Genomic DNA, 21,877 nt, shown 5'->3' on the forward strand with positions numbered 1-21,877 from the left:
CGCATGACGTACGACGCAGACGTGATCGTGATCGGGGCCGGGCTCGCGGGCCTGGTGGCCACAGCCGAACTCGTCGACGCGGGACGCACGGTGATCCTGCTCGACCAGGAGCCCGAGCAGTCCCTCGGCGGCCAGGCGCACTGGTCCTTCGGCGGCCTGTTCTTCGTCGACTCGCCCGAGCAGCGCCGGATGCGGATCAAGGACAGCCGCGCCCTCGCCCTCCAGGACTGGCTCGGCAGCGCCGGATTCGACCGGCCGGAGGACACCTGGCCCCGCCGCTGGGCCGAGGCGTACGTCGACTTCGCCGCCGGCGAGAAGCGGCCCTGGCTGCACGCGCGGGGCGTCCGCTTCTTCCCCGTGGTCGGCTGGGCCGAACGGGGCGGCTACGGCGCCCTCGGCCACGGCAACTCCGTACCCCGCTTCCACATCACCTGGGGCACCGGCCCCGGCCTGGTCGAACCCTTCGCCCGGCGGGTCCGCGCCGGGGCCGACCGCGGCCTGGTCCGGCTGGGCCTCCGCCACCGCGTCACCGGGCTGTCCCGGACCGCGGGCGCCCTGGACACCGTGACCGGCGAGCTCCTGGAGCCGTCCGCCGCCGAACGCGGCACCGCCAGCAGCCGCACGGTCGTCGGCACCTTCTCGCTGCGCGCCCAGGCCGTGATCGTGGCCAGCGGCGGCATCGGCGGCAACCACGACCTCGTGCGCAAGCAGTGGCCCGCCCGGCTCGGCACGCCGCCGCAGCGGATGCTCTCGGGGGTACCCGCGCACGTGGACGGGCTGATGCTGGGCATCGCCGAGGACGCCGGCGCCCACCACGTCAACGGCGACCGGATGTGGCACTACACCGAGGGCATCGGGAACTGGAACCCGATCTGGGCCCGCCACGGCATCCGCATCCTGCCCGGCCCCTCCTCGCTCTGGCTGGACGCCACCGGCAGCCGGCTGCCCGTACCGCTCTTCCCCGGCTTCGACACCCTCGGCACCCTCGACCACATCATGCGGACCGGCCACGACCACACCTGGTTCGTGCTCAACCGGCGCATCATCGGCAAGGAGTTCGGCCTCTCCGGCTCCGAGCAGAACCCCGACCTGACCGGCAGGTCCGTGCGGGACGTCATCGACCGCGCCCGGCAGGCGGTGCCGGCGCCGGTGCAGGCCTTCATGGACCGCGGCGCGGACTTCGTCGTCGAACGCGACCTGCCCGCCCTGGTCCGCGGCATGAACGCGGTCACCGGGCAGGACCTGCTCGACGAGGCGACCGTCCGCCGGGAGATCGAGGCCCGCGACCGGGAGATCGCCAACCCCTTCACCAAGGACCTCCAGGTCACCGCCATCCGCGGCGCCCGCAAGTACCTCGGCGACCGGCTGATCCGCACCGCCGCCCCGCACCGGATCCTGGACCCGGCGGCCGGCCCGCTGATCGCCGTACGGCTGTCCGTCCTGACCCGCAAGTCCCTCGGCGGGCTGGAGACCGACCTGTCCTCCCGGGTGCTCACCGAGTCCGGCGACCCGCTGCCCGGTCTGTACGCCGCCGGCGAGGCGGCCGGCTTCGGGGGCGGCGGCGTGCACGGCTACCGGGCGCTGGAGGGCACGTTCCTCGGCGGCTGCATCTTCTCGGGCCGCGCGGCCGGCCGGGCCGCGGCGGCGGCCGTGGGCTGAGCGGCGGCCGTGCACCGGGCAGGCGCGGTGCGCCGGGCGGCCGTGCGCCGGGCGGCCGTGGGCCGTGCGGCGGTGGCCGCGCCGTCTCAGCCGATCCGCTCGACGATCCGGAACCGCTCCGCGATCACCAGGGTGTCGTCGTCGACCGTGTAGTCCGGATCGCCGAGCGCCTCCCGGATCGGGTCGCTGTGCCAGAAGCGCTCGTGCGAGGCGCGCCATTCGGCCACCGACGCGTACCCCTCGCCCTCGTCCAGCGCGTGCTGGAGGTCCACGTCGGCGAGCCGCACCACCCGCACCTCCGTGACCTCCACCACCGCCACCGCCCGCTCGTCCGAGTCCACCAGCACGCTCCGGTCGCCCGGCTCTGGCAGCGGCTCGCCCTCGGCCTCGTACTCCGGCAGCAGGCCCGTCGTGGCGGTCTTCGCGCCGCTCAGCACGGCCGCCACCAGCGCGTCCCGCAGCGGCCCCGGGAAGCCCAGCAGATAGGGGGGAAGGTCTTCGTAGGTCGTCATGCGGCCACCCTACGGCCCGCTCCGACACCCGCCCCGAACCGGAACAGAAACCTCAACTCTGCGCCATTCAGCACCAGTTGAAACGCGCCACGCAGTGGACTGGACCTTGACTCGGAGCTGTACCTACCGGTTTGCTGTGCGTGATCATCCCGTGTCGCGCCCGCAGCCCCCGTCGTTCCCGTTCCGTCGTACGTGCCGAACCGTCCGCCCGCGCCCGTGTCCTGGAGGGAAAACCGCGGATGTCCCCGCCTCCGCCGCCCCTCGGCCGCGCCCGCAAGCGGGAGGCCCAGCTCTTCGACCCGGCCCTGTGCGACACCGAGCTCGTCGACGTCCGCACCCAGTTCACCCAGGGCCGATGGGCCAGGGCCCGCGCCCTGCTGGCCGGCACGGCGGACGACTGGGACCGCCGCGGCCACCGCATCGTCGTCCTCGCCGAGACCCCGGCCGCGAGCGCCTGGGCCGACGAATGGCTGCTCGCCGAACCCGACAGCGCCGACGCCGCCACCCTCCTCGCCTGCGCCGCCGTCTTCACCGCACTGCGCCGCAAGGGCACCCCGGAGGCCGCCGAGGAGGCCTGCCACCGGGCCGCCGCCCTGCTGCCCGCCGACCCCACCCCCTGGCTCGGCCTGCTCATGCTGTCCCGCGCCTTCGGCTCCCAGGAGGAGTTCAGCCGCCACTTCGACCAGGTCCGGGCCCGGCACCGGGAGCACCACCACGCCCACCACCTGATGGTCGCCCGCCTCGCCGAGCACGCCCCCGCCTCCGGCCAGGACCCGCTCCACGAGGTGTACGACTTCGCCGCCTGGGCCGCCGAGGAGTCCCCGGCCGACTCCCCGCTCGCCGTCCTCCCGGTCATCGCCCACGCCGAGCGCTACCGCGTCCTCGCCGCCGCCCACGGCCGCACCCCCGACGGCGCCGCCGCCCACTGGTCCAGCCGCCGCGCCCGACAGGTGCTGCGCGCCGCCTTCGACTGGTGGCTGGAGTGGGAGCGCGAGGACCACCCCCGCAACCGGGTCGACCTCAACTTCCTCGCCCACGCCAAGCTGTGCGAGGGCCGCCCCGCCGAGGCCGCCGCCCTCTTCCACCGCATCGGCAGCCACGCCACCCGGGCCCCCTGGTCCTACCCCGACCTCGACCCCCGCAAGGCGTTCCTGGCCGCCCGCAACGCCGCGCTCGGCACCTGACGACGGGCCGCCGACGCACCACCCCCGTACCGCTCGACCTCCTTCCCCCGAAAGGACACCCCATGGCGACGGGCAGACCCACCACGCTCGGCACCCCGCCCGGCACCGCCGAGATCCGCACGTACAAGGGCCAGGAGCGGGCCCTGCGCGCCAACCGCCTCGGCACCGCCGGCCTGCTGCTCTCCGTACTGGCCGCCAGCGCCCCCCTGATGGTGGTCGCCGGGGTGATGCCCACCACCTTCGGCGTGATGGGCATCGTCGGACAGCCCCTGCTGTTCGTCATCCTCGGCATCGTGCTCGCCCTCTTCGGCGTCGGCTACGCCGAGATGAGCCGCCACGTCCACAACGCCGGCGCCTTCTACGCGTACATCGCCCGCGGCCTCGGCCCCACCGCCGGCGCGGGCGCCTCACTGGTCGCCCTCGTCGCGTACAGCGCCATGCAGGTCGGCGTCTACGGCATCCTCGGCTTCGAGATGTCCGGCCTGTTCGCCACCTACCTCAAGACCGAGATCGCCTGGTGGATCCCCGCCCTGGGCGCCGTCGCCGTCACCGGCGCGCTCGGCTGGCTCAAGATCGACCTGAACGCGCGGGTCCTCGGCGTCCTGCTCCTCATCGAGTGCGCCCTCGTCGTCGTCTTCGACGTCGCCGCCCTCGCCGACCCCGGCCCGCAGGGCCTGTCCCTGCACGCCTTCAACCCGGCCACGCTCGGTGGCGCCGGCCTCGGCACCGCCCTGTGCTTCTGCATCGCCGCGTTCGTCGGCTTCGAGCAGTCCCCGGTCTACGCCGAGGAGACCAGCAAGCCGCACATCGTGGTCTCCCGCGTGATGTTCCTCGCCGTCGGCTTCGTCGCCCTCTTCTTCGCGCTCAGCGCCTGGGCCCTCACCGTCGCCACCGGACCCGCCGAGGTCGTGAAGACCGCCGCGGAGGCCGGCCCCGGCCTGCTGTTCCAGCTCACCGCGGAACGCCTCGGCACCGGCTTCACCGACGTCCTGCACGTCCTGTTCGTGACCGGCATGTTCGCGGCGATGCTCAGCTTCCACAACGTCGTCGCCCGCTACGCCTTCGCCATGGGCCGCGAGGGCCTCCTCCCCGCCGCCTTCGGCCGCACCAACCCGGGCACCGGCGCCCCCGCCACCGGCTCCCTGCTCCAGACCGCCGTCGCCGCCGTCGTCGTCCTCGCGTTCGCCGTCACCGACGACAAGCCGAACGGCGACCCCACCGCGCCCGTCCTGCACCTGTTCACCTGGATGGGCAGCGTCGGCGCCCTCGGCGTGACACTTCTCATGGCCACGGCCTCCGTCGCCGTCATCGCCTTCTTCGTCCGCCGCGGCACCGCCGCCGCCCAGCTCCGGCGGCTCCTCGCCGCCGGCGCCGCCGGCCTCGCCCTCCTCGGCATCGCCGTGTACACCGTCAAGGACTTCGGGGTCCTGGTCGGCGCCGGCGAGGGTTCGGTGCTCAGCTGGGTGCTGCCCGGCATCATCGGCACCGCCGCCGTGGGCGGCCTGTTGTACGGGCTCGTGCTGCGCAGCCGCAAGCCCGAGGTGCACGCCCGGATCGGCCTGGGGAACGAGGCCTTCCGGCTCGACCAGGCCGCGGAGGCCGCCCCGCACGACTGACCGCCCCGCACGACGGACCGCGCGACGGACCGGACGGTCGCGCACGACGGACCGGTCCGACAGACGGCCACCGCCCTCGCTTTCACCCCCGTACGAGGCCCCCGACACCTGTTTCCAAGGTCGTCGGGGGCCTTTGTGCTCGGGGGCGGGTTTTGGCCACGGCCGGGGCTCATGGTCTCCTATGGCGACAAAAACCACCGGAACCCCGCACAGGTGACACCACCCAGCTCCCCTGCACGGCGGCCCGGGCCTGCCTGTCCCACCCACGAAGGCGAAGTCCCACATGAGTGACCGCACATTGACCGAGGCCCCCGCCTCGGCCACCGCCTCCCACGTCGACGCAGGTGACGAGGGTTACAGCAAGGACCTCAAGTCCCGCCACATCAACATGATCGCCATCGGCGGGGCGATAGGCACCGGCCTCTTCCTCGGCGCCGGCGGCCGGCTCGCCGGCGCGGGCCCCTCCCTCGCGATCGCGTACGCGGTGTGCGGCATCTTCGCCTTCTTCGTCGTACGGGCCCTCGGCGAGCTCGTCCTGTACCGCCCCTCCTCCGGCGCGTTCGTCTCGTACGCGCGCGAGTTCATGGGTGAGAAGGGCGCCTACACGGCCGGCTGGCTGTACTTCCTGAACTGGTCCACGACCACTGTGGCCGACATCACGGCCGCCGCCACCTACGCGCACTTCTGGTCGATGTTCACCAGCATCCCGCAGTGGGTCCTGGCCCTGATCGCCCTCGCCGTGGTCCTCACCGCGAACCTGATCTCGGTGAAGTACTTCGGCGAGATGGAGTTCTGGTTCTCCCTCATCAAGGTCGCCGCCCTGGCGATCTTCCTGGTGGTCGCCATCTACCTGGTCGCCACCAGCCACGACATCGGCGGCCACACCCCGGGCCTGTCCACCATCACCGACAACGGCGGCATCTTCCCCTCCGGCGTCCTCCCGATGCTCCTCGTGGTCCAGGGCGTGGTCTTCGCCTACGCCTCCGTCGAGCTGTGCGGCGTCGCCGCCGGCGAGACCGAGAACCCCGAGAAGATCATGCCGAAGGCGATCAACTCGATCATGTGGCGCGTCGGCCTCTTCTACGTCGGCTCCGTCGTCCTGCTCGCGATGCTGCTCCCGTACACCGAGTACTCCTCGGACCAGAGCCCCTTCGTCACCGTCTTCGACAAGCTCGGCATCCCCGGCACCGCCGGCATCATGAACCTCGTCGTGCTGACCGCGGCCCTCTCCAGCCTGAACTCCGGCCTGTACTCCACCGGCCGCATCCTGCGCTCGATGGCCATGTCCGGCTCCGCCCCGAAGTTCACCGCCCGCATGAACAAGGGCAAGGTGCCCTACGGCGGCGTCCTGTTCACCGCCGCCTTCGGCCTCGCCGGCGTCGGCCTGAACTACCTCATGCCGGCGGACGCCTTCGAGCTCGTCCTGAACTTCGCCTCGCTCGGCATCCTGGGCACCTGGGCGATGGTCATGATCTGCTCGCTGTTCTTCTGGCGCCGTTCGCAGCAGGGCCTGGTCGAGCGCCCGCACTACCGGCTCCCCTGGGCCCCGTACACCCAGATCATCACCCTGGTCTTCCTCGTCTCGGTGCTGGTCCTGATGTGGTGTGACGGTGGCGTGGGCCGCACCACGGTCCTGTGCGTCCCGGTCATCGCCGCCCTGTTCGTCGGCGGCTGGTACCTGGTCCGCCGCCGGGTGGCGGAGATCGCCGCCCAGCGCTGACACCCCGAACGACGAAGGACCCCCTGCCGGCCCGGCAGGGGGTCCTTCGTCGTCCTCGCGGGTCTCGCGGGTCCCCGCGGGGTCCACGCCCCGCCGAGGGCCCGGCTCAGGCCTTCTTCACCACGCCGGACTTCAGCTGCATGGCTCCGAAGCCCTCGATGCGGCAGTCGATGTCGTGACCGTCGACGCCGTCCACGAGGCGGATGTTGCGCACCTTGGTGCCGGCCTTGATGCCGGAGGCGCTCCCCTTCACCTTGAGCGCCTTGACGACGGTGACGGTGTCCCCGTCCTGCAGGACGTTGCCGACGGAGTCCCGGACGACCCGCTCGCCGGCCGCGTCCGCGTCGGGGGCCCCCTCCTCGGCGGGGACCCACTCGTGGCCGCACTCGGGGCAGACCACGAGCGCGTTCATCTCATAGGTGTACGCACAGGAACATTTCGGGCAAGGGGGAAGATTCTCGATCACACCCCCAGCGTAGTCCCGCCCCAGCGGCGGTGCCGCTCCGGGGAGGAGCCGGGAGGGGCGGCCGACCCCACGCGAAGCGGGATGCGGAGGGATCACCGATGCGTCTTCGGTGGACTCGCCTTCCATGCCCGGTCGAGGGAATCGTCCCAAGTGCCGTCCCGGTCGAAACTGGCGGCCCGGCAGCCGCGGGACATGGGCGCCGCAGTGGCATGGCGCCAGGAAGCCTCCCCGATACGGGCGATGGCGTGGCCGCAATGTCGGCAGGTCGCGTGGTCCACCAGCTCATCGGCCAGCCGCTCGACCTGCGCGCTGCGGTCCGCCACCTCCTCCTGGATGCCCCGCAGCACCTCCTCGGCGCTGGAAACCCCCGCGGATCCGATGAGGTCGCGCACGAGTGCCGCCGCTTCCGCTGCGATGTCCGCACGCCGCGCGGCCTCGACCAGGCTCTGCGCAGCACCACTGCCGGGTGGCTTGCGCACCGTCCGTTCCGCCAGACCGACCGACGGAAGGCTCGGCGCCGCCGGTCGGTCATCGTCGGCCCCGTGCTCCGCCATCGTGTCCCTCACGCGTTTGCGGGCCATTTCGAAGGCCCAAGCCTCGGTGGACGCCTTCTTGGGGACGTTGAAATGAGTGCTGGTCGCCGCGTCCATCACCGTGTGGAACTCTGCCATCAGTGCTCCCCAGTGGTCGCCGCCGGCGAAGTCCTCCGGGCCCCAGCCGTAATGGCGCACCAGTTCGTCACGGACCCGGTCGAAATGGTGCAGGCTCTTCCGTACCGGCCCCGACGTGTCGATGCGGAGGCCGGCGCGTTCTGCCCGGGCCAGCACCTCCGGCTCCACGCCTTCCCATTTCATGTGGCCGTCGCGTTCGCAGGCGTAGTCCACCCAGGACCAGAACGCCTCGGCGTCCGCGACATCGGGTGCCTCGTGGTGGTGGCGGGGGCAGAGGAGGGCGAAGTTGCGGACGTCATTGGAGCCGCCGAGCGACTCCGGGACCACGTGGGCCCTTTCTGCGGGCGCCTGCCAGCAGATCAGGCATATCGGCTCGTCGAGGCCGAGGTAGTCGGCGATGGCCCGGACCGGAGGTCTCGATCGGCGCGGGTGAGGGTTGCCGTCCCGGTTGCGTACGCGCAACCCGCGGTGATCGTAGTCGTGTTCACGGTCGGGGTCTCGTATGTCGAGGACGTCGGGCAGGTCCTCACGCTGCCGCCCGGGGTTCCTCGCACGGTAGAGCGGTGTCCCGATCTCTGTGAGGTACGGGAGGAGGAACCCCAGGAGGAACTCGTGGATGATCTCCAGGGCATCGCCGTCGTACCCGCCGGCGGCGTTGCGATGCCCTTGGACGTCCAGGTAGAGGTGGCGGGGCGTGCCGGGACTCGTCGCCGCGGCTTTTTTGAGGATCGAGAAGAGGCGGGTGGCGCACTTGGCGAAGTCCTCTTCGACCCGCATGTCGTGGTACAGCGCGATGGCCGTCGGCTCCGTATCGGCTCCCGGCCTGTCGGGTAAGGCTGCGTCCTGCGCGACCCCGGGACGGGCCGAGCTCCGAGCCGTCGCCGGTTCCCCTGTGTCAGCTTCCATGGACGCACAGTAGGCGCGGCCCCTGACAGCGGGCGTGTGCAGCGGTCGGCCCGGGGCCGGAGAAACAGAAAGACCCCAGATGAACTGGGGTCTTAGCTGGTGTCCGAGGGGGGACTTGAACCCCCACGCCCGATAAAGGGCACTAGCACCTCAAGCTAGCGCGTCTGCCATTCCGCCACCCGGACTAGGTGTCTGTCTCGCGGCCCTTGGCCGTTCCGACGTGGAAAACATTACCAAACATTCCGGGGTGCTCGATCACCCCCCTCGCGGCCGGGGATCGCCCTTGGGCGGAGCGGGCCGAAGCGGGAGGATGGGGAGGCAGTCGGACCGACCAGTGGGAGGAAGCAGCGTGAGCCAGTCGAGCGCGGGCAGGACCGTCTCCGGCGAGGACGAGGTCGTCGACCTCTGCAGGGACCTCATCCGGATCGACACGAGCAACTACGGGGACCACTCCGGCCCCGGCGAGCGCCGGGCCGCCGAGTGGGTCGCGGAGAAGCTCGCCGAGGTCGGGCTGGAGCCGCAGATCCTCGAATCCCACAAGGGGCGGGCCTCGACCGTCGCCAGGATCGAGGGCGAGGACCCCTCCCGTCCCGCCCTGCTCATCCACGGCCACACCGACGTGGTGCCGGCGAACGCCGCCGACTGGACGTACGACCCGTTCTCCGGCGAGATCGCCGACGGGTGCGTGTGGGGCCGCGGCGCCGTCGACATGAAGGACATGGACGCGATGACGCTCGCCGTCGTCCGCGACCGGCTGCGCAGCGGCCGCAAGCCGCCGCGGGACATCGTGCTCGCCTTCCTCGCCGACGAGGAGGCGGGCGGCCTGTACGGGGCCCGGTACCTCGTGGACAAGCACCCCGGGCTCCTCGAGGGTGTCACCGAGGCCATCGGTGAGGTCGGCGGCTTCTCCTTCACCGTCAACGAGAACCTGCGGCTGTACCTGGTGGAGACCGCCCAGAAGGGCATGCACTGGATGCGGCTCACCGTGGAGGGCACGGCGGGCCACGGCTCGATGACCAACAACGACAACGCGATCACGGAGCTCTGCGAGGCCGTGGGGCGGCTCGGCCGCCACCAGTGGCCGGTGCGCGTCACCAAGACCGTGCGGTCCTTCCTGGACGAACTCTCGGACGCGCTGGGCACCCCCCTCGACCCCGACGACATGGACGCCACCCTCGCCAAGCTGGGCGGCATCGCCAAGATGGTCGGGGCCACGCTGCGGAACTCGGCCGCGCCGACCATGCTGGGCGCCGGCTACAAGGTGAACGTGATCCCCGGCCAGGCCACCGCCCACGTGGACGGCCGCTTCCTGCCCGGCTACGAGGACGAGTTCTTCGCCGACCTCGACCGGATCCTCGGCCCGCGCGTCAAGCGGGAGGACGTGCACGGCGACAAGGCCCTGGAGACCGACTTCGACGGCCGGCTCGTCGACGCCATGCAGGGCGCCCTCAAGGCGGAGGACCCGATCGCGCGCGCGGTCCCGTACATGCTCTCCGGCGGCACCGACGCCAAGTCCTTCGACGACCTCGGCATCCGCTGCTTCGGCTTCGCGCCGCTGCAGCTGCCGCCGGAGCTGGACTTCGCGGGCATGTTCCACGGTGTGGACGAGCGGGTGCCGGTGGACGGGCTGAAGTTCGGCGTACGGGTGCTCGACCGATTCATCGACAACTGCTGAGAATCGCGAAGGTGTGCGCATTCCACTGAGAAGAGTGAATGCGCTCATACGCTCGTAGCCCCGGTGATCCCTCCTCGTTACAGGTGGTGCGGTCCGCGGCTGGGACCGCATTGCCTACTAGGAGGAACAATGCTCAAGAAGGTTGTGGCCGCTGCTGCCGCCACCGGTGGTCTGGTTCTCGCGGGTGCGGGTCTGGCCGTGGCCGACGCGGGCGCCCAGGGTGCGGCCATCGGCTCCCCCGGTGTCCTGTCCGGCAACGTCGTCCAGGTCCCGGTCCACATCCCGGTGAACGTCTGCGGCAACACCATCAACGTTGTCGGCCTGCTGAACCCGGCCTTCGGCAACACCTGCGTCAACGCCTGACGCATCTGAAGTCTTGGGCCCCGGAACGCATTCCAGCGTTCCGGGGCCGCCGGGCTTCAGGGCCCGGCCGTTCGTCTTTTTCAGCTGGGGGAACACACAGATGCGACGACAGGCAGCGGTCACCAGGAAGACCCTGATCACCATGGCGGCGGCAGGAGGCGTGCTCGCGCTGGGTGGGGGATACGCGCACGCGGACTCCGGCGCGGCCGGCCGTGCCGCGAACTCCCCGGGCGTGCTGTCCGGGAACAACGTCCAGGCGCCCGTGGAAGTCCCGGTGAACGCCTGCGGGAACACGGTCACGGTCGTCGGGGGCCTCAACCCGGCCTTCGGGAACCGCTGTTCCAACGAATCGGCGAAGCCGGGCCGGGCCGGCGGCCACTCGGGCCACCCCGGCCAGCCGGGCCACCCCGGCCAGCCGGGCCAGCCCGGCGGGCCGGACGAGCCGTGCGACGAGAGCGAGCACCCGGGCACCCCGGGTACGCCCGGCACCCCGGGTACGCCCGGTCAGCCCGGCACGCCCGGTCAGCCGGGAACGCCCGGCACCCCCGGGCAGCCGGGTACGCCCGGTACTCCGGGTCAGCCCGGCCAGCCTGGTACTCCGGGTCAGCCCGGCACGCCCGGCCAGCCTGGTACCCCGGGCCAGCCCAGCACGCCCGGGCAGCCCGGCACTCCGGGTATGCCGGGCCAGCCGGGTACTCCGGGCCAGCCCGGCCAGCCCGGCCAGCCCGGCCAGCCCGGCCAGCCCGGCCAGCCCGGTACCCCGGGTCAGCCGGGTACGCCGGCGCAGCCCGGTCAGCCCGGTACTCCCGGGCACCCGGGTACGCCGGGGACCGGGGTCGGGGTCGCGTCGGCGCGGCCGGCGGGGCTCGCGGCGACCGGTGCCGGTGACGTCCTCGGCGTGGGGCTTCCACTCGCCGCCGGGACGCTGCTGGCCGGCGCGCTCCTCTACCGGCGCGCCCGCTCCACGGCCTGACGGGCCCTCACGACGCGGGCCCCGCACCCCGGGGCCCGCGTCACCAGGTGGCGCGGACCTGACGGATGATCCGCCGTCGCAGCCGCACGCGCCGGCTCCCGTCCCGGTGGAGGGTCAGCCGGTCGAGCTCCCAGTGCCCGTACTCGGCATGGTCGGTCAGCAGTCGGGTCGCCTCGCTGCGGGGAACCCCGCGGGGCACGTACACGTCGACGAATTCGTATTCCGGCATCGCATCTATTGTGCGGGCACGGCCCCGCTACGGATAGCGTCTGCACTATGTCTGATGCCGCTCTGCCCACTGTTGCCGAGGTACGCGCCGCCGCCGAGGCGGTCAAGGCCGCCATCGACCGTCACCTCGCCGCGGTCGAGAGCAGGATCGGGGACGAGGATCCGGCCGTCTACGCCGCATTCAACGAACTCGCCGCCGCCGCCGAGGAGTACGACGAACTGCTCTACGACCGGTACGACGAGGTCACGCCGTTCGAGATCCCCACGCCCGAGGACGGAGCCCCGTACCGCGGCCCGGCGGAGCCCGCCGCGTTCAGCGTGCTCATCCGCCGCGACTACACCGTCGCCAAGCCCGCGCGGCTGATCGCCCAGGCCGACCGGGTCGCGGCGCACGACAGGGAGGCGGAACTCGTCCACGACGGCGGCACCGCGGGAGCGCTCGGCGTCCTCTTCGGGGAGTACGAGCCCGACGAAATCGCGTCGCGCGCCAAGGACTTCGGCCTGGAGGAGGGCGACTCGACCCTCTGGGTCGCCGCCTCGCGCGAGGCCGCGGAGCCGGGGGAATGGCTGGGCTCGCCCTTCCAGAACACCGATCCGCAGGACGTGCTGCACCGCTTCGACGTCAGCTCCGTCTTCGACGACGAGGACGAGGAGGCGGACGAGGAAGCGGACGAGGACGACGAGGCGGCGGAGCCCGGCTTCGCCCCCGCCTGATCCGTCCCCGGGCCGGAACGCGACGCGGCCGCCGCCCGGGCAGGGCGGGGGCCGCGCTCGTCCGCTCGGACAGCCGCTGCCGGCTACTCCGGCTGCTCCGCGGCCGCCGCCGCCAGCGTCCGCAGCAGGCCCGCCAGCCTGGTCGTACGCGGCTTCGGCAGCACCTCCGCGACGGCGTGCGGCAGCGCCTGGTCGACCCCGTGCACCACCGACAGGTGCCGCTCGGCCCGGCCGAACGCCGTGTACACCCAGTCCCGCGACAGCGCCGGCGCCGCATCGCCCGGCAGGACGGCGACCACGGCCGGCCAGCGCATGCCGACGGCCTGGTGCGCCGTCACCGCCCAGCCGTGCCGCACCTGCGCCGCCACCTGCTCCTTCGGTACGACGATCCGCCCGCCCGCGGTCTCCAGGTGCAGGCCCTGCGCGTCCGCCGAGACCACCCGGCCCGGAACGGCCCGGCCCGGCGAGGGCACGTGGACGATCCGGTCGCCGGGGTCGAAGCCGTCGAACCGGGCCGGCCCCGGGTTCAGCCGCTCCTTCAGCGCCGCGTTCAGCGCCCGGGTGCCCGCCGGGCCGCCATGGCCCGGGGTGATCACCTGGATGCCGTCCGCGGCGATCCCGAAGGCACGCGGCACGGACTCCGCCACCAGCTGCACGGTGCGGTGCACCGCCTCCCCGGCGTCGCGCACGGGGACGATGACGACCTCCTTGCCGGGGGCCTCGACCTGGTTGAGCTCGCCGATCCCGATGCCCGAGACCAGCTCGCCGAGCGGGCCCGGATCCGGGATGCGGGAGACCACCTGGGGGCAGGCGCGGGCCGCCAGCACATCGGCGAACACCCGCCCCGGGCCCGCCGACCCGAGCACCGCCGGGTCCCCGGACAGCACCAGCCGGGCCCCGTCCGGCACCGACTCGACCAGCTCGGCGGCGCTCTCCACGTCCAGCTGCGGCGCGTCCAGCACCACGAGCAGGTCCAGTGCGAACTGCCCGTCCGCGTCCCGCTCCGGCCCCTCGGTCCCGGCCAGCAGCCCGGCCACGGTGAAGGCACCCTGCGCGGTCGCCGGCGCGGGCGCGTGCGCGGGCGCGGGCGCCGGCGCGTGCGCGGCCAGGCAGGTGCGCAGGCCCAGCTTCCCGGCGGCCTCCAGCAGGGCCAGGGGCTCGGCGCGGGCCGCCTCGCCGCCGGTGTGGACGACCAGGCCGTGCCCGGCGACCGCGCGGATCAGGTCGGCGCCCGTGCCGGTGGCGGCCTCCTGCCAGGCGGCGGCGTCCGCGGCGGCGGTGAAGGTGCCGGCCAGCCGGGCCAGTCCGTCGGCCAGGCTCTCCTCGGCCAGGGCGTACGTCTCCAGGCCCATCAGCACCCGTACGGGCTGTTCCTCGCCCTCGGCGCCCTCCTCGCCCTCCTCGCCCTCCTCGCCGTGCGCGACGGGCGCGCCGAGCGGCTCGTGGAACACCAGGACCAGGCCCTCGGCGACGGACTGCTCCAGGGCCTCGGCCGGCTGCGGAACGCCGTACTGGGCCAGGGCCGACTCCAGGGTGGGCGCATCCAGCGCGGTGTGCCCCTTGACGGCGGCCTGCTCCAGCAGCCAGCCGACGAGGGCGGCGGCCCGCCGCTCGTCGCCCGGGCCCGCGGCGGGGCCCAGCAGGGCCCGCGCGAAGGAGTCCGCCTGGGTCGGGCGGATCCCGGCCACGGCCAGCAGCCGCCAGGGGTTCTCCACGAGCTCTTCGGCGGCCGTCTCGCCGAGGGCGGAGGCGGCCGGGGCGGCGAGCTGCTCGGGGGCGCCGCCGCGGGCCAGGACGGCCCGTACGGCCTCGACGCTCGCCGCGGGAGGGGCGGCGGGGGCCGCCGCGGCCGTCGGGCGGGGGCGGGGCGGGGTCGCCGGCGAGGGGGCCGGGGCCGGGGCGGGCCTGCGCGGGGCGGTCGGGGCCTCGTCGAAGTAGCGGGGGGAGGGCTTCTCCCCGCTCTCCACGGCCCGTACGGCGGCCAGCAGGTCGGCGGCCGTGCCGCTGAGCTTGGCGCCGGCCTCGACCGGGGCCTGCCGCTGCGCCTTGCGGTGGGCGATGCGCTCGCGCTCCACACGCTGGGCTGCGAGTTCGGCCTGGGCCTCGCTCAGCTGCGGGGCCGCGGCGTCGCCGGAGCCGTCCGCAGCCTCGGCGTCGTCCCCGGCACCGCCGGCCGCGCCGGCCTCCGTGCCGTCGGAGCGGCTCTCGGCCTCCGCGGGCTCGTCCCCGGCTTCGGCGGAGCCGTCCCCGGTGCCGGCGGGTGCGGCAGCTTCCGCGTGGCCGGAGCTGCTCTCCGGCTCTGCCGTGTCGTCGCCGGCGCCGGCCGGTGCGGCGGGGCCGTCCTCCGGGTCTGCGGTGTCGGTGTCGGCTTCGGCCGGGGCCTCGGCGGTCTCCGGGGCGGGCTCCGCAGCCTCGGCGGTGGCGGCCTCGGGCGCGGGGGCGTCGTCCCCGGCTTCGGCGCCCGCGTCCGCCGCGGTGTCGGCCGGGGCCTCGGGGGCGGGGGGCGCTGTGGCGGCCGTCGGCGGCTCGTCGGGGGCCGGGCCCGGGGTGCCGGCCGCCGCGGCGGCGGGTCCGGTGGCCTTCGGGGCCTCGCCCTGCGGGCCGGGGGAGGCCGGCTCGGCGGCGTGGCGGTCCGTACTCACAGCGTGCTCCAGTCCTGGTCGGGGTAGCGGTGCACCGGGGCCGACACGTCGTCCAGTGCCCGGCGGATCTCCTCCGGAAGACTAAGCGCCTCCACCGACAGCGCCTCCGCCAGCTGTGCGGCCGTCCGTGCGCCGACGACCGGTGCGGCCACCCCCGGACGGTCCCGCACCCACGCCAGCGCCACCTGGAGCGGTGTCACGGCCAGCCCGTGGGCGGCCGTCGTGACCGCGTCCACGATCCGTCCGGCCGCCTCGTCCAGGTACGGCTCCACGAAGGCGCCCATGGTGGGCGAAGCGCCCCGGGAGTCCGCCGGGATCCCGTCCCGGTACTTGCCCGTCAGCACCCCGCGGCCCAGCGGTGACGACGGCAGCAGGCCGATCCCCAGGTCCAGCGCCGCCGGCAGCACCTCCCGTTCCACGCCGCGCTGCAGCAGCGAGTACTCCATCTGGGTGCTGGCCAGCCGGGTCCGGCCCGCCCCCGGCGCGGCCAGCTGCAAGGTGGCCGCCTTCGCCAGCTGCCAGCCGCTGAACTCCGACACCCCCGCGTAGCGGGCCCGCCCGCTGCTCACGGCCAGGTCCAGCGCCTGCAGGGTCTCCTCCAGCGGGGTCGCCGGGTCGAAGGCGTGGAGCTGCCACAGGTCCACGTAGTCGGTGCCCAGCCGGGCCAGCGAGTCGTCCAGGGCGGCCAGCAGGTGCCCGCGCGAGCCGTCGAAGCGCCGGTCCGGGTCCGCGACACCGCCCGCCTTGGTGGCGATGACCAGCTCCCGGCGCGGCACCAGCCCGCCGATGAGCTGCCCGAGCAGGTACTCCGCCTCGCCGCCGCCGTACACGTCGGCCGTGTCGACGAGGGTGCCGCCCGCGTCCCAGAAGGTCTTCAACTGCTCGGCGGCGCCCGCCTCGTCCGGCCCGTCCGTCGACCGGCCCCAGGTCAGGGTGCCGAGGCCGATCCGGGACACGCGCAGGCCGGTGCGGCCGAGATGCCTCTGCTCCATGACCGCTGAGACTACTGGGACGCTGACGCGGCGGACCGGGGCGCGCTACAGTCCCTGCTCACAACGACGTTACTGATCGGTAAACCGGTAAGGGGACGACACATGCGGCTCGGCATCAATCTCGGCTACTGGGGCGCCGGCATGGACGCGGACAACCTCGCCGTGGCCCAGGAGGCGGACCGCCTCGGCTACGACGTGTGCTGGGCCGCCGAGGCCTACGGCTCCGACGCGCCGACCGTGCTCTCCTGGGTCGCCGCCCAGACCGAGCGCATCGACGTCGGCTCCGCGATCATGCAGATCCCGGCCCGCCAGCCCGCGATGACCGCCATGACGGCCGCCACCCTGGACTCCCTCACCAAGGGCCGGTTCCGGCTCGGCCTCGGGGTCTCCGGCCCCCAGGTCTCCGAGGGCTGGTACGGCGTGAAGTTCGACAAGCCCCTCGCCCGGACCCGCGAGTACGTGGAGATCGTCCGCCGGGCGATGACCCGCGAGCGCCTCTCCTACGAGGGCGAGCACTGGACCCTGCCGCTGCCGGGCGGCCCCGGCAAGCCCATCAAGCTGACCGTGCACCCGGAGCGCGAGCGCATCCCGCTCTACATCGCCGCCATCGGCCCGAAGAACCTGGAGCAGACCGGCGAGATCGCCGACGGCGCCCTGCTGATCTTCCCGGCGGCCGAGCACCTGGAGGCCACCGCGCTCACCCACATCCGGGCCGGGCGCGAGAAGGCCGGGCTGACCATGGACGGCTTCGACGTCTGCCCGACCGTGCCGCTGGCCGTCGGCGAGGACGTGACCGCCCTCGCCGACATGTTCCGCCCGTACACCGCCCTGTACGTGGGCGGCATGGGCAGCCGCAAGCAGAACTTCTACAACCAGCTCGCCCAGCGCATGGGCTACGAGAAGGAGGCCGCCGAGATCCAGGACAAGTACCTGGCGGGCGACAAGACGGGCGCCGCCGCGGCCGTCCCGCACTCCCTGATCGACTCCACCACCCTGCTCGGCTCCGTGGAGCGCATCGCGGACGGCATGCGGGCCTACGCCGAGGCCGGGGTCACCACCCTGACGCTCGCCCCGGCCGGGTTCACCCTGGACGAGCGGATCACGGCCCTGCGCGCCGGCACCGAGGCCCTGGAGCGGGCCGGCCTCGCCTGATCCCGGAGACACCCGGGTCCGACCGCCGGGGGGCGGCTCGGGCCCGGGCGTGACGCCTGCGGCCGTGGTGGGGGCTCGGGGGGTCTTCCCCGCCACGGCCGACACAGTGAACAACGCGCGCGGCGTCCGCCGGGTTACGCCCCCGCTTCACCCCCGTGCGTCGTTCATTCGGCCGAGCAGTGCGACCCCTCGGTTGCCCGCCCGCGGGATCGGCCGTTGACTCGATGCATGCTCTCTGCCCGCAGCCTCTTCCAGGAGATCGTCGACAACGACGACTCCTTCCAGTTGTTCTGCTCCATCGCCGCCAGCGGGGAGACCCAGGGCGGTTGGGAGAACGCCCGGATCGCGGCCCTGGTGCCCACCAGCATGCGCGACCTCGCTCCCAAGATCACCCGGCACGGCGCCGACGAGGACAAGCACGGCCGCATCTTCCAGGCGCTGCTGCGCCGGCGCGGCCTGCCCGCCGTTCCCGTACCGCCCGAGACCGACTACACGATGCTGCTGGAGCGGCGCGGCATCGGCCTCGCCCACACCAAGCTGCGGGCCGAGCAGAGGCTGACGGAGGAGGACATCGTCGTCTACCTCGCCCACAGCCGGGTCACCGAACAGCGCGCCGCCGACCAGATGGACATGCTCGTCCGGCACTTCGGCGACCACCCGACGGTCGGCAAGGCCATCCGCATGATCAGCCACGACGAGGACAACCACCTGTCCTACTGCCACGAGGAACTCCTCCGCCTCGCCCGCGAGGGACACGGCAGAACCATCCAGCGGGCGCTGCGCGAGAGCGCCCTCGCCGAGATCGCCATCTACCGGGACGTCAGCCTCGCCGTCATGGCGCACATGGGCCGGCTGCTGCGCTGGCCCGCCCCCAAGTCCGCCGCGCTCGCCGCCGGGATCCACGGGACGTACGCGTACGAGCGGTTCGCCGGTTGGCACCGCATGATCAGCCTGCGCCCGCCCGAGCGGCGCGACGCCCTCGGCAGCACGCCCGTCACCGCCCCCGAGTACGCGTAGGGCGCGGCCCGCCCCGCCGCTACAGCCAGCCGCGGTTCTTGAACAGCCGGTGCAGCCCCAGGCAGGCCGCCGCCATCACCGCCAGCACCGCGGGATAGCCCCACGGGTTCCGCAGCTCCGGCATCCGGTCGAAGTTCATCCCGTAGATCCCCGCCACCATGGTCGGCACGGCCGCCATCGCCGCCCACGCGGAGATCTTGCGCATGTCGTCGTTCTGCCGGACGCCCACCTGCGCCAGGTGCGCGGACAGCGCGTCCGACAGCAGCCGGTCCAGGCCCTCCACGTGCTCGTTCGCCTTCGCCAGGTGGTCGGCGACATCGCGGAAGAAGGGCTGCGCGGGCCCGTGCACGAACGGCACGTTCCCGAACGCGAGCCGTTCCATCGGCTGCGCCAGCGGGCTCGCCGCCCGCCGGAACTCCAGCACCTGCCGCTTGAAGCCGTAGATCCGGGCGGCGGTGTGCCGGGTGTCCTGGCCGGTCGGCGCGAAGACGTCGGTCTCCAGCTCCTCCAGGTCCACCTGGAGCTCGTCGGCCACCTCCACGTAGTGGTCCACCACCGCGTCCGAGACCGCGTACAGCACCGCCGTCGGCCCGTGCCGCAGCACCTCGGGCTCCTGCTCCAGCCGGCGCCGTACGTCGGCCAGCGCCGCCCCCTCGCCGTGCCGGACGGTGACCACGAACGAGTCGCCGATGAAGACCATCAGCTCGCCGGTGGTCACCGCGGCCGCGTCGTCGTCGTACAGCACCGGCTTGAGGACGACGAACAGCGAATCGTCGTACACCTCCAGCTTCGGCCGCTGGTGCGCGGTCAGCGCGTCCTCCACGGCCAGCCGGTGCAACCCGAACTCGCGGCTGACGTGCTCGAATTCCTCCTCCGTCGGCTCGTGCACGCCGATCCAGACGAACGCGTCACCCGCCGCCCGGGCCATGTCCAGGGCGTCCGAGAAGTCCTCGGGCGCGGCGGAGCGGCGGCCGTTCCGGTACATCGCGCAGTCGACAATCACGCCCGGCATTGTGCCCCGCCCGCGCCCAACCCGCATCTGGGCCCCGTCGCCCCCGTCCTGTTCCCGCACGCCAGGGCCTACCCTTGGCGCCATGGCCACGCTGATCCTCGTACGACACGGGCGGTCCACCGCCAACACCGCAGGGCTGCTCGCCGGATGGACGCCCGGCGTGGCCCTCGACCGGCGCGGCGCCGAACAGGCCGCGGCCCTCCCCGAACGACTGGCCGCGGTGCCCCTCGCCGCCGCCGTCACCAGCCCGCTCCAGCGCTGCCGGGAGACCCTCGCGCCGCTGCTCGCCGCGCGCCCGGACCTGCCGCTGCACACCGACGAGCGGATCGGCGAATGCCACTACGGGGACTGGTCGAACCGCAAGCTGTCCGAACTCGCCGACGAACCCCTGATGAAGATCGTCCAGCACCATCCGTCGGCCGCGGCCTTCCCCGGCGGCGAGTCGCTGCGCGCCATGCAGGCCCGCGCCGTGGACTGCGTCCGCGAGTGGAACACCCGGATCGAGGAGGAGCACGGCAGCGACGCCGTCTTCCTGATGTGCTCGCACGGGGACATCATCAAGGCCCTGGTGGCGGACGCCCTCGGCATGCACCTGGACCTGTTCCAGCGGCTCCACGTCGACCCCTGCTCGGTCACCGCCGTCCGCTACACGCCCACCCGGCCGTTCCTGCTCCGGCTCGGCGACACCGGCGACTTCGGCTCGCTCTCCCCGCGCCCCGCCCGTGAACCCGACGAGGCCGCGGCCGACACGGAGACCTTCGAAGCGGCCACCGAGGACGGGGGGAACGCCGTCGTGGGCGGCGGCGCGGGAGCGGCGTGATCGAACGGCGCAGTAGGGTGGATGGGCCAACACATGGGCGTGAACCCGCCCCTGCCCGTGCGCCCCGCCCCGCCTCCCCAGACTCCGTCCGGGGGGACCCCCAGACTTGGAGACTGGACGTGCCCCGTCAGGTGTTCCTCTACGACCCGCCGGACCGCTTCGTGGCCGGCACGGTCGGTCTGCCGGGACGCCGTACGTTCTTCCTGCAGGCCTCCGCCGGCCACCGCACCACCAGCGTCTCCCTGGAGAAGACCCAGGTCGCGGCGCTCGCCGAGCGGATGGACGAACTGCTGGACGAGGTCGTACGGCGCACCGGCGGCAATGCCCCGGTCCCGGCCGTGGCCCCCACCGAGGCAGCCGACACGGCCCCCCTGGACGTCCCCGTCGAGGAGGAGTTCCGTGTCGGGACCATGGCCCTCGCCTGGGACGGTGAACACCAGCGGATGATCGTCGAGGCCCAGGCGCTGGTGGAACTCGACGCCGAATCCGAGGAGGACCTCGCCGAGGCCGAGGAGCGGCTCCTCCAGGACGAGGAGAACGGCCCGCCGATGCTGCGGGTCCGCCTCACCGGCGCCCAGGCCCGGGCCTTCGCCAAGCGGGCCCTGGACGTGGTCAACGCCGGCCGGCCGCCGTGCCCGCTGTGCAGCCTTCCGCTCGACCCCGAGGGGCACGTGTGCCCGCGCCAGAACGGCTACCGGCGCCAGGTGTGAACACCACGGGGGAGCGGGAAGAGCTGCTCGCCAAGGGCGAGCTGACGGTCGTCGGCCGGATCTCCGGCGCGTCCAACGCCGTGCTGCTGTGCACGGTGGAGTACGGGGGCGTGCGCGCCGACTGCGTGTACAAGCCGGTCAAGGGCGAGCGCCCGCTGTGGGACTTCCCCGACGGCAACCTCGCCCGTCGGGAGGTCGCCGCCTACCTCGTCTCCGAGGCCACCGGCTGGGGCCTGGTGCCGCCGACGGTGCTGCGCGACGGCCCGTACGGGGAGGGCATGGTCCAGCAGTGGATAACGGCCGACGGAGCCGACGGAGCCGACGGGTCCGACGGGTCCGACGGGTCCACCGGGGCCGACGGGCTGCTGGCCCTGGTCGAGGGCGAGGAAGCGGGCGAGGGCTGGAAGCCGGTCGCCCTCGCCGACGTCGGCGAGGGCCGCACCGCGCTCCTCGTCCACGCCGACGACCCCCGGCTGCGCCGCCTCGCCGTCCTCGACGCCGTGATCAACAACGGCGACCGCAAGGGCGGCCACCTGCTGGCCGGACCCGACGGCCGCCTCTACGGCATCGACCACGGCGTGACCTTCCACGTCGAGGACAAGCTGCGCACCCTGCTGTGGGGCTGGGCCGGCGAACCGCTGACGGACGAGGCGCGCGAGGTGCTGACCGGCCTGGAGCGGCAGCTCGCGGCCGGGGGCCCGCTCGCCACCCGGCTGGCCGAACTGATCACTCCCGCCGAGCTGGCCGCCGTACGGGCCCGCGTGTCCCGTCTGCGGCGCTCGGGCGTCCACCCCGAGCCCTCCGGGCAGTGGCCGGCGATCCCCTGGCCCCCCGTCTGAGCAGGC

20 protein-coding genes and 1 tRNA gene are annotated in these 21,877 nt (G+C 73.5%); 13 read left to right on the forward strand and 8 right to left on the reverse strand.

Annotated features, from left to right (window positions below; genetic code table 11):
- Positions 1-3: 3 nt before the first annotated feature.
- Complete coding sequence (locus ACZ4VL_RS06660; RefSeq protein ID WP_468196640.1) at positions 4-1,659, forward strand: FAD-binding dehydrogenase; 1,656 nt, start codon at positions 4-6, stop codon at positions 1,657-1,659.
- Positions 1,660-1,745: 86 nt separating this feature from the next.
- Here ACZ4VL_RS06660 and ACZ4VL_RS06665 read toward each other — a convergent pair whose 3' ends face one another.
- On the reverse strand, positions 1,746-2,171 hold the full coding sequence (locus tag ACZ4VL_RS06665) for an ASCH domain-containing protein (RefSeq protein ID WP_468196642.1): 426 nt from the start codon (positions 2,169-2,171) through the stop codon (positions 1,746-1,748).
- Between the two features lie 239 nt (positions 2,172-2,410).
- Here ACZ4VL_RS06665 and ACZ4VL_RS06670 point away from each other — a divergent pair, with 239 nt between their 5' ends.
- The 3 genes from ACZ4VL_RS06670 (at position 2,411) to ACZ4VL_RS06680 (ending at position 6,691) form a co-directional block, all read left to right on the forward strand.
- Positions 2,411-3,355: a hypothetical protein gene (locus ACZ4VL_RS06670; RefSeq protein WP_361095916.1), complete on the forward strand. Its 945-nt coding sequence runs from the start codon at positions 2,411-2,413 to the stop codon at positions 3,353-3,355.
- 62 nt (positions 3,356-3,417) lie between these two features.
- Positions 3,418-4,971 (forward strand): APC family permease, encoded by a 1,554-nt coding sequence (locus ACZ4VL_RS06675; RefSeq protein ID WP_468196646.1) that lies wholly within the window; start codon positions 3,418-3,420, stop codon positions 4,969-4,971.
- 283 nt (positions 4,972-5,254) lie between these two features.
- On the forward strand, positions 5,255-6,691 hold the full coding sequence (locus ACZ4VL_RS06680; RefSeq protein ID WP_468196648.1) for an amino acid permease: 1,437 nt from the start codon (positions 5,255-5,257) through the stop codon (positions 6,689-6,691).
- 106 nt (positions 6,692-6,797) lie between these two features.
- Here ACZ4VL_RS06680 and ACZ4VL_RS06685 read toward each other — a convergent pair whose 3' ends face one another.
- The 3 genes from ACZ4VL_RS06685 to ACZ4VL_RS06695 form a co-directional block, all read right to left on the reverse strand.
- Positions 6,798-7,157: a zinc ribbon domain-containing protein YjdM gene (locus tag ACZ4VL_RS06685; protein WP_468196651.1), complete on the reverse strand. Its 360-nt coding sequence runs from the start codon at positions 7,155-7,157 to the stop codon at positions 6,798-6,800.
- 92 nt (positions 7,158-7,249) lie between these two features.
- Positions 7,250-8,734 (reverse strand): HNH endonuclease, encoded by a 1,485-nt coding sequence (locus tag ACZ4VL_RS06690; protein WP_468196653.1) that lies wholly within the window; start codon positions 8,732-8,734, stop codon positions 7,250-7,252.
- A gap of 97 nt (positions 8,735-8,831) precedes the next feature.
- Positions 8,832-8,919 (reverse strand) — tRNA-Leu (locus ACZ4VL_RS06695).
- A gap of 164 nt (positions 8,920-9,083) precedes the next feature.
- On the opposite strand from ACZ4VL_RS06695, the gene ACZ4VL_RS06700 reads away from it, so the two are divergent.
- The 3 genes from ACZ4VL_RS06700 to ACZ4VL_RS06710 all read left to right on the forward strand — a co-directional run bounded on the left by ACZ4VL_RS06700 (position 9,084) and on the right by ACZ4VL_RS06710 (position 11,745).
- Positions 9,084-10,409 carry a M20/M25/M40 family metallo-hydrolase gene (locus ACZ4VL_RS06700; protein WP_468196655.1) on the forward strand — a complete coding sequence of 442 codons (1,326 nt, stop codon included), beginning with the start codon at positions 9,084-9,086 and terminating at the stop codon, positions 10,407-10,409.
- Positions 10,410-10,538: 129 nt separating this feature from the next.
- The gene (gene chpH / locus ACZ4VL_RS06705; RefSeq protein WP_385422330.1) at positions 10,539-10,772 is read left to right on the forward strand and encodes a chaplin ChpH; all 234 of its coding nucleotides are present in this window, start codon (positions 10,539-10,541) and stop codon (positions 10,770-10,772) included.
- 100 nt (positions 10,773-10,872) lie between these two features.
- The gene (locus ACZ4VL_RS06710) at positions 10,873-11,745 is read left to right on the forward strand and encodes a chaplin (RefSeq protein WP_468196657.1); all 873 of its coding nucleotides are present in this window, start codon (positions 10,873-10,875) and stop codon (positions 11,743-11,745) included.
- A 40-nt stretch (positions 11,746-11,785) separates the two neighbouring features.
- Here ACZ4VL_RS06710 and ACZ4VL_RS06715 read toward each other — a convergent pair whose 3' ends face one another.
- Positions 11,786-11,974: a DUF5703 family protein gene (locus ACZ4VL_RS06715; protein WP_360622827.1), complete on the reverse strand. Its 189-nt coding sequence runs from the start codon at positions 11,972-11,974 to the stop codon at positions 11,786-11,788.
- A gap of 47 nt (positions 11,975-12,021) precedes the next feature.
- Here ACZ4VL_RS06715 and ACZ4VL_RS06720 point away from each other — a divergent pair, with 47 nt between their 5' ends.
- Positions 12,022-12,687 (forward strand): hypothetical protein, encoded by a 666-nt coding sequence (locus ACZ4VL_RS06720; RefSeq protein ID WP_468196660.1) that lies wholly within the window; start codon positions 12,022-12,024, stop codon positions 12,685-12,687.
- A gap of 83 nt (positions 12,688-12,770) precedes the next feature.
- Here ACZ4VL_RS06720 and ACZ4VL_RS06725 read toward each other — a convergent pair whose 3' ends face one another.
- Positions 12,771-15,329: a helix-hairpin-helix domain-containing protein gene (locus ACZ4VL_RS06725; protein ID WP_468196662.1), complete on the reverse strand. Its 2,559-nt coding sequence runs from the start codon at positions 15,327-15,329 to the stop codon at positions 12,771-12,773.
- A complete protein-coding gene (locus ACZ4VL_RS06730; protein ID WP_468196665.1) occupies positions 15,326-16,321 on the reverse strand; it encodes an aldo/keto reductase in 996 nt (331 codons plus the stop codon). Before ACZ4VL_RS06730 ends, ACZ4VL_RS06725 begins: the two co-directional genes overlap by 4 nt.
- Positions 16,322-16,423: 102 nt before the next feature.
- Between ACZ4VL_RS06730 and ACZ4VL_RS06735 the strand changes: the two genes are divergently transcribed.
- Complete coding sequence (locus tag ACZ4VL_RS06735; protein ID WP_361095946.1) at positions 16,424-17,473, forward strand: LLM class F420-dependent oxidoreductase; 1,050 nt, start codon at positions 16,424-16,426, stop codon at positions 17,471-17,473.
- A gap of 228 nt (positions 17,474-17,701) precedes the next feature.
- The gene (locus ACZ4VL_RS06740; protein ID WP_468196668.1) at positions 17,702-18,490 is read left to right on the forward strand and encodes a ferritin-like domain-containing protein; all 789 of its coding nucleotides are present in this window, start codon (positions 17,702-17,704) and stop codon (positions 18,488-18,490) included.
- Between the two features lie 19 nt (positions 18,491-18,509).
- Here the strand turns inward: ACZ4VL_RS06740 and ACZ4VL_RS06745 are convergent, their stop codons facing one another.
- Positions 18,510-19,502, reverse strand: a complete 993-nt coding sequence (locus tag ACZ4VL_RS06745) for a magnesium and cobalt transport protein CorA (protein WP_468196671.1) — start codon at positions 19,500-19,502, stop codon at positions 18,510-18,512.
- Between the two features lie 82 nt (positions 19,503-19,584).
- Between ACZ4VL_RS06745 and ACZ4VL_RS06750 the strand changes: the two genes are divergently transcribed.
- The 3 genes from ACZ4VL_RS06750 to ACZ4VL_RS06760 all read left to right on the forward strand — a co-directional run bounded on the left by ACZ4VL_RS06750 (position 19,585) and on the right by ACZ4VL_RS06760 (position 21,871).
- A complete protein-coding gene (locus tag ACZ4VL_RS06750) occupies positions 19,585-20,322 on the forward strand; it encodes a histidine phosphatase family protein (protein WP_468196673.1) in 738 nt (245 codons plus the stop codon).
- A 119-nt stretch (positions 20,323-20,441) separates the two neighbouring features.
- On the forward strand, positions 20,442-21,032 hold the full coding sequence (locus ACZ4VL_RS06755; RefSeq protein ID WP_468196676.1) for a DUF3090 domain-containing protein: 591 nt from the start codon (positions 20,442-20,444) through the stop codon (positions 21,030-21,032).
- Positions 20,996-21,871, forward strand: a complete 876-nt coding sequence (locus ACZ4VL_RS06760) for an SCO1664 family protein (RefSeq protein WP_468196679.1) — start codon at positions 20,996-20,998, stop codon at positions 21,869-21,871. Before ACZ4VL_RS06755 ends, ACZ4VL_RS06760 begins: the two co-directional genes overlap by 37 nt.
- Positions 21,872-21,877 lie beyond the last annotated feature (6 nt).

The sequence above is a fragment of the Streptomyces sp. NPDC029014 genome (assembly GCF_055564695.1).